The 15,072-nt window shown below is 65.0% G+C and carries 9 protein-coding genes; 5 read left to right on the top strand and 4 right to left on the bottom strand.

Going from position 1 to position 15,072, the window contains the following annotated elements; translation table 11 throughout:
- Window positions 1-63: 63 nt before the first annotated feature.
- A complete protein-coding gene (locus Q7J44_RS11465) occupies window positions 64-2,733 on the bottom strand; it encodes a molybdopterin cofactor-binding domain-containing protein (protein ID WP_304879960.1) in 2,670 nt (889 codons plus the stop codon).
- Window positions 2,730-3,557: a xanthine dehydrogenase family protein subunit M gene (locus Q7J44_RS11460; protein ID WP_304879959.1), complete on the bottom strand. Its 828-nt coding sequence runs from the start codon at window positions 3,555-3,557 to the stop codon at window positions 2,730-2,732. Before Q7J44_RS11460 ends, Q7J44_RS11465 begins: the two co-directional genes overlap by 4 nt.
- A gap of 154 nt (window positions 3,558-3,711) precedes the next feature.
- Between Q7J44_RS11460 and Q7J44_RS11455 the strand changes: the two genes are divergently transcribed.
- From Q7J44_RS11455 to purU, 5 genes are all read left to right on the top strand, one after another.
- Window positions 3,712-5,745, top strand: a complete 2,034-nt coding sequence (locus tag Q7J44_RS11455; protein ID WP_304879957.1) for an NADH:flavin oxidoreductase — start codon at window positions 3,712-3,714, stop codon at window positions 5,743-5,745.
- Window positions 5,746-5,871: 126 nt separating this feature from the next.
- Complete coding sequence (locus Q7J44_RS11450) at window positions 5,872-6,489, top strand: TetR/AcrR family transcriptional regulator (RefSeq protein WP_304879955.1); 618 nt, start codon at window positions 5,872-5,874, stop codon at window positions 6,487-6,489.
- Window positions 6,490-6,493: 4 nt separating this feature from the next.
- Window positions 6,494-7,666 carry an efflux RND transporter periplasmic adaptor subunit gene (locus Q7J44_RS11445; RefSeq protein WP_304879953.1) on the top strand — a complete coding sequence of 391 codons (1,173 nt, stop codon included), beginning with the start codon at window positions 6,494-6,496 and terminating at the stop codon, window positions 7,664-7,666.
- Window positions 7,667-7,678: 12 nt separating this feature from the next.
- Window positions 7,679-10,951, top strand: coding sequence for an efflux RND transporter permease subunit (locus tag Q7J44_RS11440; protein ID WP_304879951.1), 3,273 nt, complete (start codon window positions 7,679-7,681; stop codon window positions 10,949-10,951).
- 143 nt (window positions 10,952-11,094) lie between these two features.
- Complete coding sequence (gene purU, locus Q7J44_RS11435) at window positions 11,095-11,979, top strand: formyltetrahydrofolate deformylase (RefSeq protein ID WP_304879950.1); 885 nt, start codon at window positions 11,095-11,097, stop codon at window positions 11,977-11,979.
- A gap of 3 nt (window positions 11,980-11,982) precedes the next feature.
- Here purU and Q7J44_RS11430 read toward each other — a convergent pair whose 3' ends face one another.
- Window positions 11,983-13,290: an HlyD family type I secretion periplasmic adaptor subunit gene (locus Q7J44_RS11430; RefSeq protein WP_304879948.1), complete on the bottom strand. Its 1,308-nt coding sequence runs from the start codon at window positions 13,288-13,290 to the stop codon at window positions 11,983-11,985.
- A complete protein-coding gene (locus tag Q7J44_RS11425; RefSeq protein ID WP_304879946.1) occupies window positions 13,287-15,032 on the bottom strand; it encodes a type I secretion system permease/ATPase in 1,746 nt (581 codons plus the stop codon). Before Q7J44_RS11425 ends, Q7J44_RS11430 begins: the two co-directional genes overlap by 4 nt.
- Between the last annotated feature and the right edge of the window lie 40 nt (window positions 15,033-15,072).

The raw sequence follows: 15,072 nt of genomic DNA, 5'->3' as shown, positions 1-15,072 counted from the left end.
CCGGGGGTTTCACACCCCCGTACCCCCGTGGAGTATTTTGGCCAAGATGAAGGGCAAGGGGCATCATAGGTCTGATGCTCCCTTCAGCGCAGCCAGAAGCCGGTGCGGAAGTGCAGGCACTTGCGTCAATGCCGCACCCGTGGCGTGGCGGATGGCGTTCAGGATGGCGGGGGCGGTCGGGATCAGCACATGTTCGCCGAGGCCCTTGGCACCGTAGGGGCCTTCGGGGTCTGGCACTTCGATCAGCAGGCTCTCGATCGGGGGCACATCGCCGATGGTGGGGATCAGGTAGTCGTGCAGGTTTTCAGTGCGGCCGGGCAGGTATTCCTCCATCAGCGCAAGGCCAATGCCCTGGGCGATGCCGCCTTCGATCTGGCCGGTGGCAAGCTGCGGGTTGATCGCGCGGCCCACGTCATGCGCGGCGGTGATTTTCAGCAGGCGCAGGGTGCCAAGCGCGGGGTCCACCTGCAGTTCCACCATCTGCGCGCCGTAGCCGTAGAGCGCATAGGGCGTGCCCTGACCGTTTTCGTCGAGGGAAGAGGTGGGCGGGTCGTAGGTTTCTTCGGCTGTCAGCACATAGCCATGCCGGTCGATGGGCAGAGTGGCAAGGTCTATCTGTCGGCGGGTGCTGCCTTCGGTAACGGTCAGCCCGGCGCCGTTCAGCACCAGTTGCGCGCCATCCCCGGCATTCGCCAGCCGCAGGATCTGCTGGCGCAGCGCCTCTGCCGCCGCTTTCGCGGCGCGGCCAGAGACAAAGGTCTGCCGGCTGGCCGAGGTTTTGCCGGCATCGGGGGTCAGCGCGGTATCGGGGCCGATCAGGGTGAACTGCGTCAGCGGCAGGCCAAGCGCCTGCGCCGCAATCTGTGCGATCACGGTGTTCGACCCCTGACCGATATCGGTCGCGCCCTGATGCAGCAACACCCGGCCCTGAGGTGACAGGCCGATGCGGATGGTGGACGGGTTGGGCAGCGAGGTGTTGCCGCAGCCGTACCAGCACGATGCCACCCCGACGCCCCGGCCCGGAAGCGTCTCTGACATGGCCCTTTGCCAATGCGGGCGCAGCGCGGTCAGGCAAGCCCTGATCCCGGTGGCCTGCAGCACCTGACCCGTCGCGGTGGCGTCGCCATCGCGCAGGGCGTTCAGAATGCGGAACTCCAGCCGGTCCAGCCCTGCCTGTTCGGCCAGCTGGTCAAACAGGGTTTCCTGCCACAGCGCCGCCTGCGGCACGCCAAAGCCGCGAAAGGCACCCGAGACCGGGCCGTGGGTATGGATCGCGCGGGCCCGGACATGGACGTTTGGCGTCAGATAAGGCCCGGTGACATGTACCGGCACCCGGTTCGCCACCGTCGGCCCCCAGCTGGCATAGGCCCCGGTGTTGAACCGCCCCTCAAACTGCAGTCCGGTCAGCCGCCCCGTCGCGTCGCAACCGATGCTGCCCTGCATCTCTGCCGGGTGGCGTTTTGTGGTCGAGGTCATGCTGTCGCGCCGCGAATACACCATGCGGCAGGGCCGCCCGGTTTTCAGCGTGACCAGACCGATCAGCGGTTGCAGGCTGACATCCAGCTTCGATCCAAACCCGCCCCCGACCGCCGACGGGATGATCCGCACCCGGTTGGGCGGCAGGCCCAGCACCAGCGCGGTATCGTCACGGTCCATCACCGGGGCCTGCGTGCAGGCGCGGATAACCAGCGTGTCGCCGTCCATCCATGCCGCGCCAGCCTCGGGTTCGATATAGGCGTGTTCGATATAGCCGGTCTGCATGGTGCCGGTCACGACATGGGCCGATTGCGACAGGGCAGAGGCGGCATCGCCCCGGATCACCCGGCCTTCGATCAGTTGATTGGCGGCGCGGTCCGGGTGAACCAGTGCCGCACCCGGCGCTTCGGCCTCTGCCGGGGTGGTCAGGGGTGGCATCGGGTCCCAGTCGACCGGAAAGCCTGTCAGATCAGGCTCTGTTCCGGCCTCAAACGCCACCAGCGCCACGCATTCGCCGCGAAACCGAGCCGGGCTTTGGGCGATGGCGGGCTGATCGGCGAAGGCGGGGATGACGCCAAAGGCATTGCGGCCCGGGATATCGGCGGCGGTGAAGATGGCGGCCACACCGGGCCGCCGGGCAAAGCCCGCCAGATCACCGAAGCGGAACCGTGCATGTGGGTGGGGAGAGCGCAACGCCACCACAGTCAGCGCGCCTTCGGGCCAGTCATCCGCGCCGAAACGGTCGCCGCGCACCTTGGCCTGCCCGTCAAGGCGGGTGACAGAGGCCCCCACGCCATCGGCCATAGCAGGCTCTGCCACGCCGGTATCGCAGATCGCCGCGATGATCTTGCGATAGCCGGTGCAGCGGCACAGCACGCCGCCCAAAGCATCCTGCACCTGCGCCTCGGTCGGCGCGGCTATGCGGCGGCGCAGATCGACCGCTGCCATCAGCATTCCGGGCGTGCAGATGCCGCATTGCGCGGCCCCATGGCGCAGAAAGGCGTCGCGCAACTGGTCCAGATCTTTGGCATCCGACTCAATCGTCTCAACGTCCGCACCGGACAGGCGCGCCGCTGGCACCATGCAGGCACAGACTTGCGCGCCGTTCAGCAAAACCGTACAGGCCCCGCAATCACCGGCATCGCAGCCGACCTTGGTGCCCACCCTGCCCAGATGATCGCGCAACACTTCGGTCAGCCTTGCGGTGGGCGCGGCCTGTGTGGTGACGGGCTGGCCGTTCAGGGTAAAGCCGATCATGCATGCGCCCCGGTCACGGCGCGGCGCACCAGTTCTGTTGCGGCGACCATACGGTAGGTGGCGGTGGCGCGCACGTCATCTATCGGCGACAAGGCGGCGGCCAGATCTGCCGCGCGCACTCTGGCGGCAGCGTCGGCCAAGAGCGCACCGATCAACGCAGCCTCTACCGCTGGCAACCGTTGCGCCACGCCAGAGCAGGCCCCCACCGCAATCGCAGCACTGGTGATGCGGCCATCTGCCACCTGAACCCGCGCCGCCACCATGGCGATAGAGATCACCAGATAGGCCCGCGCGCCCAGCTTTACAAAGCTGGAATGTCCATGCAGGGCCGCTTCGGGCACGATCACCGCCGTCAGCACTTCATCCTTCGCGCGCAACGTCTGGCGTGGCCCGGTCAGGAACTGCGCCAAGGGCAGCTGCCGCAGGCCCTGCGGCCCCGCCAGTTCCACCAGCGCATTCAGCGCCAGCAGCGGCGGCACCCCGTCGGCGGCGGGAGAGGCGTTGCACAGGTTGCCGCCGATGGTGCCCGCGTTCTGAACCTGACGCCCGCCGACCTGCCGCGCCGCCTGTTGCAGGCAGCGCAGGGCGGGGGGCAGCGCGGCCTCGGCAATCGCCGTCCATGTGGTGCAGGCCCCGATGCGCAGCCCGGCCCCCGGCGTGATGCCGTCAAGCGCGGCAATCGCGGTCAGGTCCAGCACGTCCCCATCCAGCTGCACCCCGGCTGCCGGGTAAAGATCGGTGCCGCCAGCCAAAATCCGGCGCTGGCCTTGCGCCAGCATGCCAATTGCCTCGTCCAGTGTCTGTGGCCGCGCATAGCTGCGCATGTCTTCCCCCGTGTCGGTCTTTGGCAGAGTGCGATTGCCCGGCCCGCACTGTCAACGCCGCTTGGGCGGTAGGAACAGACATTCAGCGGTCGCTTTTCTGTCAGCACGCAATGCGCCGCAAACCTAGGCTGTCGGAAAACAACGAAGGTGCCCGATGACCAACGATCCGCTGCTGCAACCCTATCAGCTGAAACACCTGACCCTGCGCAACCGGATCATGACCACCAGCCATGAACCGGCCTATCCCGAAGACGGGATGCCGAAAGACCGCTACCGGCTGTATCATCTGGAACGCGCGCGTGCCGGTGTGGCGCTGACCATGACCGCCGGGTCGGCGGCGGTGTCAAAGGACAGCCCGCCGGTGTTCAACAACATCCTGGCCTACAAGGATGAGGTGGTGCCGTGGATGAAGCGTCTGGCGGATGATTGCCATGAGGCCGGGGCGGCGGTGATGATCCAGCTGACCCACCTTGGCCGCCGCACAAGGTGGGACAAGGGCGACTGGCTGCCGGTGGTGGCGGCAGGCCCTGCGCGCGAACCGTCGCACCGCGCCTTTCCCAAGGTGGTCGAGGATTGGGACATTGACCGCATCATCACCGATTACGCCGATGCGGCCGAGCGGATGCAGGCCGCTGGCCTCGATGGCGTGGAATTTGAATGCTACGGCCATCTGATGGACCAGTTCATGTCGCCCCTTACCAATACGCTTGCCGCACCCTATGGCGGCTCTCTGGAAAACCGGGCACGGTTTGCGATGGAGGTGCTGGCCGCCTGCCGCAAACGGGTGGGAGAGCGGTTTTTGCTGGGCGTGCGCTACACGGCGGATGAGGCCGAGGCGGGCGGGATTGATGCCGATGATGGCATCGCCATCGGCAAGATGTTCCGCGATTCTGGGTTGGTGGATTTCCTGAACATCATCAAGGGGCGCATCCACACTGACCCGGCGATGACCGATGTGATCCCGATCCAAGGTATGAAATCAGCCCCGCATCTGGATTTCGCAGGCCGGGTGCGGGCCGAGGTGGGGTTGCCCACCTTTCACGCCGCGCGCATCCCTGATGTGGCGACCGCGCGCTATGCCGTGCAGTCGGGCCAGCTGGATATGGTCGGCATGACCCGGGCGCATATGGCCGACCCGCATATCGTGCGCAAGATTGTTGAGGGGCGGGAGGAGGATATCCGTCCCTGCGTCGGGGCCACCTATTGCCTTGACAGGATCTATCAGGGCGGCATGGCGCTGTGCATCCACAACCCCGCAACCGGGCGGGAAGAGACCATGCCGCATGAGGTGTCGCCCGCCCCTGCCACCAGACATGTGGTCATCGTCGGCGCAGGTCCGGCAGGGCTGGAGGCGGCGCGGGTGGCATCGGAACGCGGCCACCGGGTCACGGTGCTGGAGGCGGCGGATCAGCCCGGCGGTCAGGTGCGGCTGACGGCGCAGACCAAACGGCGGGCCGAGATGATCGGCATCATCGACTGGCGCATGGCGCAATGCGCGGCGCGCGGGGTCGCGTTCCACTTCAACACCTATGCCGAGGCGTCGGATGTGTTGGCGCTGTCGCCTGATGTGGTGATCATCGCGACAGGGGGCATGCCGGAAACGGCGGTGCTTGGCTTTGGCAACGACCTGACGGTAAGCGCCTGGGATATTCTGTCGGGCGATGTGAAACCCGGGGCGAATGTGCTGCTGTATGATGATGCGGGCGACCATACCGCCCTGCAGGCGGCGCAACGGCTGGCCGAGTCCGGTGCCACGGTCGAGGTGATGACCCCCGACCGCAGCTTTGCGCCCGAGGTGATGGCCATGAACCTGGTGCCCTATATGCGGGCATTGCAGGACAAGCCGGTGACATTCACCGTCACCTATCGCCTGCGCGGGGTGCAGCGCGACGGCAACCAGCTGCGTGCGGTGATCGGGTCGGATTACATGGATGTGACCAAGGAGCGGGTGTTTGACCAGATCGTAGTGAACCATGGCACCCAGCCGCTTGATGATCTGTATTTCGATCTGAAACCACAGTCGCACAACCTTGGTTTTGTCGATTACGACGCCATGATCGCAGGCCAGCCGCAACCCGCAGGCACTGGCCCGGCAGGGTTTGTACTGTACCGAATCGGGGATGCGGTGGCGTCGCGCAACACCCATGCCGCGATCTATGATGCGCTGCGTCTGGTCAAGGATATCTGACCAGACGCATCATTTCGCGTCAGAACATGCTTGGCGCGGCCTGTTTTTCGTAAAACAGTGCCGTACCACTTGACGTTTCCGGAATTCTGGCCACCTGATGAATGAACGTTCATTCTCGGGCATTTTATGGAAATTTTAACCGACACACCGCTCGCCGATCAGCGCACGGCGGAAATTCTGGAAAGCGCCCGCCGCGCTTTTGCGGAAAAGGGCTTTGACGGCGCATCCATGCAGGATATCGCGCGCAAGACGGGAATGAGCGTCGGCAATTTCTACCGCTATTTTTCTTCCAAGGCAGCGATCGTCGAAGCGTTGATCGCCCTTGATATGGACGAGATGGAGCAGGATTTTGCCGCCATCCTGATCAACCCCGACCCGATGCAGGCTTTGCGCGAAACCATCGAACGCAAGATAACCGAGGCGGAGTGTGGGGGCGACGGCAAGATCTGGGCCGAAATCACGGCAGCCGCCCTGCGAAAGCCCGAGATTGGCGAGATCGCCTATCGGATGGAGCGGGGCATCGTCACACATCTGATCACGATCTTTGCCCAGGCCGCCAAAGTGACCGTTGCCGAAGCTGAAAGCCGCTGGACCGCACATGCCCATCTGCTGGTGATGATGGTCAAGGCCTGCGGGATGCAGCCGGTCGACAATCCCACGACGGCTGATCTGACGCGGCTGGTGCTGCGTAACATCAACCGCACTCTTGATGACATTGCCACATCTGCTGCCGCGAAAGGCTGACCTGATGCGCCCGTTTCTTTATGTTCTTCCCGTTTTTCTGGCGGCTTTCCCCTTTTCTCCGGTGCTGGCGGAAACCGCCGCCGCGTCCGAGCCCGCCACGGCGCAGGTTGCGCCTGCCATCACCGTGTCGGCGGTTGGCAAGCGCGTGTTGCGCGACCGTGTCATCGCCTCGGGCCTGATTGCGGCGATTGAAAACGTGCAGGTCGCGCCCTTGATCGAAGGCCAGCCGATAGAGGCGCTTCTGGTTGATGTCGGCGATGTGGTGCAGGCCGGGCAGGTGCTGGCCGTGCTGTCCAAATCCACGCTGGAATTGCAGAAAAGCCAGTTCAACGCCTCGCTCGCTTCGGCCCGCGCTACGGTTGCGCAGGCCGAAGCCCAGTTGCTGGAGGCGCGCAGCACAGCGGAAGAGGCGCAGCGGGTGACCGAACGCACCTCGGCCCTGCGGCAGCAAGGCACCGCGTCGCAGGCGGCGGCAGATACCGCGCAGTCGAACGCCATCTCCGCCACCGCCCGCGTGACCGTGGCGGTGCAGTCACTCGAAGCCGCCCGCGCCCAGATTGCGCTGGTCGAGGCACAGATGGCCAATATTGATCTGCAGCTCAGCCGGACCGAGGTGACAGCCCCGGTGTCGGGTGAAATCACCGCCCGCAATGCCCGCGTGGGGTCCATCGCCTCGGCTGCGGGGGAACCGATGTTCACCCTTATCCGCGACAATGCGCTGGAAGTGCTGGCCGATGTAGCCGAGGCCGATGTGATGCGGCTTGCCCCCGGTCAGACCGCAAACCTGCGGCTGGTGGGGCCAAAGACGCCGCTGCAAGGCACGCTGCGTCTGGTCGAGCCGGTGATCGGTGCCCAGTCGCGCCTTGGCCGGGCCCGGATCGCGGTCGATGACGAAAGCGGCGTGCGCGCCGGGATGTATGTCGAGGCGGAAATTCTGGTGGCTGAACATGACGTGATCGCGGTGCCGGTTACCGCAGTCGGGTCTGGCCCCGACGGTGCGACCGTCATGAAGGTGACGGGTGAGTCAGTGCAGCGTGTGGCGGTGCAGACTGGCATCCGCGATGGCGGCTGGGTCGAAATCCTGTCCGGGCTTGCCGACGGCGATGTGGTGGTAACCAAGGCCGGGGCTTTTGTGCGTGACGGTGACCGGATCAATCCGGTCCCGGCGACGAACTGACGGGGACGCGCCATGAACTTTTCCGCCTGGTCCATCAAGAACCCCATCGCCCCGATCCTTGCGTTTTTCCTGCTGATGGTGCTGGGCTGGAACAGCTTCAACACCCTGCCGATCACCCGCTTTCCCAACATCGACGTGCCGCTGGTCGGCATCACCGTGGTGCAGCCCGGTGCCGCCCCGGCAGAGATGGAAAGTCAGGTCACCAAGGAACTTGAAGATGCCGTTGCGGGCATCAACGGGGTGAAGAACGTCACCTCTACCGTGAATGACGGCATATCAACCACCGTGGTTGAATTCCGCATGGAAGTGCCGACCGAAAAGGCGGTGCAGGATACCAAAGACGCGATTGACCAGATCCGTGGCGATCTGCCCGCGTCAATCGAGGCCCCGATTGTCAGCCGGATCGACGTTGAAGGTCAGGCGATCATGACCTTTGCCGTCACAGCCCCCAACCTGACGCTGGAAGAGCTGTCATGGTTCGTCGACGACACCGTGACGCGCGGGTTGCAGGGCCGCCCCGGCATTGGCCGCGTGTCGCGCTTTGGCGGGGCTGACCGCGAAATCAGGGTCGAGCTTGATCCGGTGCGGCTGGACAGTTTTGGCATCAGCGCGGCGGCGGTGAACCAGCAGCTGCGCGCCACCAATGCCAACCTCGGCTCTGGCCGGTCAGAACTTGGCTCGGGTGAGCAGGCAATCCGCACGCTGGGCGATGCGGCAACGGTAGAGCGTCTGGCCGAGACCACCATCGGGCTGCCATCGGGCCGCAAGGTGCGGCTGGCCGATCTGGGCGAGGTGATCGACAGCTATGAAGAGCTGCGCAGCTTTTCCAGCCTGAACGGAAACCGCGTGGTCAGCTTTGCCGTTTACCGCGCCAGCGGCGCGTCCGAGGTGTCGGTGGCCGAAACCGTCAATGCGCAGCTTGATGTGATCCGCGCGGCAAACCCCGAAGTCGGGATCGGACTGGTCGATGAAACCGTGTTCTACACTTACGGCAACTACGAAGCCGCGCTGCACACCCTGATCGAGGGCGCGATTCTGGCGATTCTTGTGGTGCTGGCCTTCCTGAAGAACTGGCGCGCCACGCTGATTGCCGCCGTCGCCTTGCCGCTTTCCGCCATTCCGACGTTTTTCATCATGGACCTGCTGGGGTTCTCGCTGAACCTGGTGTCTTTCCTTGCCCTGACCCTCGCCACCGGCATTCTTGTCGATGATGCCATCGTCGAGATAGAAAACATCGCCCGCCACATACGCATGGGCAAAACCCCGTTCCGCGCCGCGATCGAGGCTGCGGATGAGATTGGTCTGGCGGTGATTGCCACCACCTTCACCATCGTGGCGGTCTTTGTGCCGGTGTCGTTCATGCCCGGCATTCCCGGCCAGTATTTCCGGCAATTCGGGATGACGGTGGCCATCGCGGTGATCTTCTCGCTGATCGTGGCGCGGCTGATCACCCCGATGATGGCGGCTTACCTCATGCGCGACAAGGACGGGCATGACGACAGCCACAATGACGGCTGGATCATGACCGGCTATCTGCGGCTGATCCGCACTTCGTTGCGGTTTCGCTATGTCACCTTGATGTCGGCCATCGGGGTGCTGGCGGTATCGGTCTATTTCATGATCCAGATCCCCGGATCTTTCCTGCCGCCCGAAGATGTCAGCCGCATCGCGGTGTCGGTCGAACTGCCCCCCGGCACCACGCTGGATGAGACAGAACGCACGACCAAGGCGATCTATGCGGCCATTGAGGATGTGGACTGGATCGACAACGTGTTCATCCTTGGCGGGGCATCGCCCACCGGCGACCGTGATATCCGCCGCGCCTCTGTCACCATTCTGTTGACCCGGCTGGATCATTCGCTGCTGCTGAAACTGTCGCAGATCGGGCGGAGCATTCCGGTGATCGGCGGACTGGTGCCCGAGGTTGAAAACAAGGGCCGCACCATTCCGCAGAACGTGATCGAGGAAGAGGTGTTCAGGCAACTGGCATCTGTGCCCGACATGCGCGCCTTCAAGCTGAATGACCGGGGTCAGCGCGACATCTCTTTCTCTGTCCTGTCGTCGAACGAGGCCGATCTGACCCTTGCCGTCAGCCGCCTTGAAACCGCGCTGTCGGGCGATCCGCTGCTGGCCAATGTCGCGACAGAAGGCGCGCTGCCCCGGCCCGAGATTCAGATCACCCCGCGCATGGACGAAGCCGCCCGTCTGGGCATCACCACGGCGCAGATTGCCGAAGTGGTGCGGGTCGCCACCATCGGCGATGTCGATGCGGCGCTGGCCAAACTGTCGATCGACAACCGGCTGGTCCCCGTCCGGGTGCGGCTGAACAATGCCGCGCGCGAAGATCTGGCCCGCATTTCGGCGCTGAAGCTGACCACAGCCACAGGCGCGACCGTACCGCTGGCGGCGGTGGCCGATGTGGAGATTGCCGAAGGCCCGTCAACCGTCAACCGCTTCAACCGCGAACGCCGCGCCACCATTGGTGCGAACCTTCCTGTTGGTGTTGCGCTGGGCACCGCAACCACACGGTTCAAGGATGTGGTCGACTCGGTCGAACTGCCCCCCGGCGTGCGGGTGCAAGAGGCGGGCGATGCCGAGGTGCAGAATGAAATGGTGGCCAGCTTTGGCAATGCCATGCTGCTGGGTCTGATGCTGGTGCTGACCGTGCTGATCCTGCTGTTCAAATCGGTGATCCAGCCGTTCACCATCCTGTTTTCCCTGCCGCTGGCGATTGGTGGCGTGGCGGGTGCGCTGATTCTGACCAGCTCTGCCGTGTCGATGCCGGTGCTGATCGGCATTCTGATGCTGATGGGGATCGTGACCAAGAACGCCATCCTGCTGATCGATTTCGCCATCGAGATGCGCGCGCAGGGGATGGAACGTTTCGCCGCTGTGATGGAAGCCGGGCACAAACGGGCGCGGCCGATTGTCATGACATCCATCGCCATGTCGGCGGGCATGCTGCCTTCGGCGCTGGGCGTGGGGGAGGGCGGGTCGTTCCGCGCGCCGATGGCGACGGCGGTGATCGGCGGCATCATCGTATCCACCGTGCTGTCGCTGGTGGTGGTGCCTGCATTCTACCTGATCATGGATGACCTGAGCCGCGTGCTGGCCCGGTTGTTCAGCCGCTTTGTCGGGCCCAAGGAAGTCGATGCCGAAGCACCGCCCGCCGAAGTGCTGGCCGAACGCATCGCGCTGCTGGATGCCGAACAGCGCGTGCTGCGCGACCGGCTGGATGCGCTTGCCGGGGTGCGACCGGCCCCGCCGCTGGCGGCGGCGGAGTAATCCGGCGTCCGGGGGCGGCCCATGGTGCGGTGGGAAGACGCGAATGGATCATGCTTGTTCGCAGCCGGTCATTCGGGTGTAAGGGCGGCTGACTATCATCCGCCGCATGCCCCTTGGCCACACCTCCTGTGAAAGACCACCCGATGACCAGCTTTGCGCTTCGCGTCCAATGCCCCTCGACCCGTGGGATCGTCGCGGCCATTTCGACCTTTCTGGCCGACCAGTCCTGCAACATCACCGACAGCTCGCAATTCGACGATACCGGCACCGGCAATTTCTTCATGCGGGTCAGCTTCCGGTCCGAGGGGGGCCGCGGGCTGGAGGATCTGCGCGCCGGGTTTGGCCCGATTGCCGAACGGTTCGGGATGCAGGCCGAGTTCTTTGACGAGCTGGTGAAACGGCGCGTCATCATCATGGTCAGCCGCTTTGGCCACTGTCTGAATGACCTGCTGTATCGCTCGCGCATCGGCGCCTTGCCGGTCGAGATTGCCGCCGTGATCTCGAACCACATGGATTACCAGAAGGTCGTGGTGAATCAGGATATTCCCTATTACTGCATCAAGGTCACGCCGCAGAACAAGGCGCAGGCCGAGGCCGAACAGATGCGCATTGTCGAAGACACCGGGGCGGAACTGATCGTGCTGGCGCGCTACATGCAGGTGCTGTCGGATGAGATGTGCCGCAAGATGTCGGGCCGGATCATCAACATCCACCATTCTTTCCTGCCCAGCTTCAAAGGGGCCAACCCTTACAAGCAGGCGTTTGAAAAGGGTGTGAAGCTGATCGGCGCCACCTCGCATTACGTGACCGGCGACCTGGACGAAGGCCCGATCATCGAACAAGACATCATCCGCGTGACCCATGCGCAATCGAATGAGGATTATGTGTCTTTGGGCCGCGACGTGGAAAGCCAGGTGCTGTCGCGCGCGATCCATGCCCATGTGCATGGCCGGGTGTTCATCAATGGCAGCAAGACCGTTGTCTTCCCCGCCTCGCCCGGTTCCTATGCGTCGGAACGGATGGGCTGACCGTCAGCTTTCGCGAAAGGCATGGCTGAAATAGTCGGTGAAGGGTTTGACCAGATAGGCAAAGGGCGTGCGCGCCCCGGTCTGAAGAAACGCCTCCACCGGCATGCCCGGTAGCAGGGTCTGGCCCAGCCGCTCCACCTCTGCGGGCGGGATCGAGATTTCGGCGCGGTAATAGGGCAGGCTGGTTGCCGGGTCGGTCAGGGCATCGGCTGACAGCAATGTGACAAAGCCGTGCAGCTCCGGCGTGGTGCGGGCGGAAAACGCCGGGAACATCAGCTTTGCTGGCTGGCCGGCATAGACCTCATCAATATGGATCGGCGCGATCCGCGCTGCGATCAGCAGCGGGCGGTCCTGCGGGATGAGATAAGCCACCGGGTCCGCCGGGCGCAGCACCGCGCGCGGGGTTGTGACCTGCAGGCCCAGCACCGTGCCGGACACCGGCGCGCGGATCTCCAGCCGCGCCACCTGTTCCGACAGGGCGCGCTGGCGCTGAATCAGCTCCAGTTCAACCGTGCCGATGTCGCGCAGCTGCGTTTCCGCATCTTCGCGCCGTTGCGACGACAGGCCCAGAATTTGCAGCTCTATCTCGGTGATCCGGCCTTCGGCCTGCGCGCGCGATGCGGCCAGTTCGCCGACCTGACCGGCCAGCCGCGCCGCCTCGCGTTGCAGGGCCAGCACACGCGGGGCCTGCGCCAGACCCTTGGCCAGCAGGGCCTGCTGATCCGCCAGTTCCTGCGCGATTAGGTCACGCTGATCTGACAATGCGCGCACCTGCGCATCAATGCCCGCAATCTGCGACAGGGTTTGTGCGATGCGCCTGTTCAGCTGTTCAACCGTGCCGGCAAGCGTTTCGCCACGCGCCGCAAACAGCCGCCGCTGGCCGTCAATCTGGTCTGCCGCGTCGGGGTTTTCGGATGCGCGCAGCAAGTGCGCCCCGGTGATGACCATCTGCGGCGCATCCTCACGCTCTGCCTCCAGCCGTGCGCGGCGGGCCTGCACGTCAGACAGCTGGCTTTCGATGATCGTCAGCTCTGACCTGACCAGCGCCCCGTCCAGTCGCAGCAGAATATCGCCCGCCACAACGCTGGCCCCTTCGGTGACCAGAATCTGCGCCACGACACCGCCGTCAGGGTGCTGCACGATCTGGCGGTTCAGTTCCACCTCTATCCGGCCAGAGGCGACGATGGCACCGGAGATCTGTGCCGTAACCGACCACAGACCGACGCCGCCGATCAGGACCAGCAGCGTCAGCGCGCCAAGCCAAAACGGCCCCTTCGCACCAAGCCCGGGGGGCAGATCCTGCCCGGTCATGACACACCCGAACCGCTTCCGCGGACCAGTTCCGTATGGTTCCTGACCATGCCGCGCAGCACGTCATCGCGCGGGCCAAAGGCGCGGCGCTGGCCGTCCTCCAGCATCAGCAGCAGATCGCATTCCTGAATCGCCGCCGGGCGATGGGCAATCACGATCACCGCACCGCCCAGCCCCTTGATCTGGCGGATCGCTGCATTCAGCGCCACCGACCCGTCGTTGTCGAGGTTGGAATTCGGTTCATCCAGCACCAGCAGCACCGGATCACCATAGAGCGCCCGCGCCAGCCCGATGCGCTGGATCTGGCCACCCGACAGCGGCCCGCCGATGGAGGATAGCGGCGTATCATAGCCCTTTGCCAGCTTCAGAATCATCTCATGCGCCGCCGCCGCTTTGGCAGCGGCCACCACCTTTGCCGCATCGGGCTGCGGGTCCAGCCGGGCGATATTCTCGGCCACGGTTGCATCGAACAGTGACACGGCCTGCGGAAGATAGCCAAAGTTGCGGCCCAGCACATCCGGGCCGTACTGTGCCAGTTCCGCGCCATCCAGCCGGATCTGGCCCGCCACCTGTCGCACCGCCCCGACGATGGCGCGCCCCAGCGTCGACTTGCCCGCCCCCGATGGCCCGATGATACCCAATGCCTGCCCCGGTTCCAGCCGGAAGCTGATGTCGCGCAGCACAGGTGCCGGATTGCCGGGCAGCATCAGCGACACTCCCTTCACCTCCAGCAGGGCGCGGGGCCGGGGCAGGGGGGTGCGGGCGGCTTCGGGCGGTTGAGAGGACAGCAGGCGCAACAACCGCGCCCGGCCATCACGCGCATGGGCGAGAGTCGCCCATTGGCCAATCGCCTGTTCCACCGGGGCCAGCGCGCGGCCCATGATGATCGACGCCGCGATCATCGCCCCCGCGCTCAGCTGATCGTGCAGCACCAGCCACGCGCCAAGGCCAAGGATCGCCGATTGCAGCATCATGCGCAGCGCGCGTGTCGCACTGCTGAACCTGCCAGACAGATCGGCACTGTGCAGGCCGCTGGTCAGCGCATGGCCACGCGCCGCAGACCAGCGGTGCTGCGCCGTCTGCGCCATGCCCAGCGCGCGCAGCACCTCGGCATCCGCCTTCAGCCGGTCGGCCATCCGCTCTGCCGCGACGGTGGCCGCCGTTGCGCGCAGCACCGGGGCTTTGCCGGAAATCTGGTTCCCCAGCGCCAGCAGCACAAGAACCGCGCCCCCGGCCAGCGCAAGCCAGCCCAGCAAGGGGTGAAACACGAAGATCACCAGCAGAAACAGCGGCGTCCACGGCAGATCCATCACTGCGGGTGCAAGCGGAGAGGTCCAGAACCGTTGCATCGCCTCCAGATCGCGCTGTGCTGATGCGGCCAGCGGATCATCCGGGGCCACACTGGCCCGCGCCAGCGCGGCGGTGAACACCCTGCCATCCAGCCGCGCCTGCAGACGCAGTCCGATCCGCGCCAGCAGACGCGCGCGCGCATGGTCCAGCAGCCCCATTGCCAGAAACAGAACCAGCACCAGAAGCGAAAGAGCGACCAGCGTCGCCTCTGACCGGCTTGCCAGAACACGGTCGTAGACCTGCAACATATACAGCGGGCCGGTCAGCATCAGCAGATTGACGAACACGCTGAACAGCACTGCCGCCGCCAGCAACGGGCGCGACTGGCTGCCGACCCGCGAAATCTCATGCTGACCGGCGGACAGGTCAGCGCTGACGGGCGCGGGTCTCATGTCTTGCACGTCCTGTCTGAACCGGCCGGGGCCCTTGCCC

This window comes from Pseudotabrizicola sp. (assembly GCF_030656345.1).
Taxonomy (GTDB): domain Bacteria; phylum Pseudomonadota; class Alphaproteobacteria; order Rhodobacterales; family Rhodobacteraceae; genus Pseudotabrizicola.
Note: the sequence above shows the minus strand (reverse complement) of the source record. Positions and strands in the feature narration are given on the sequence as shown.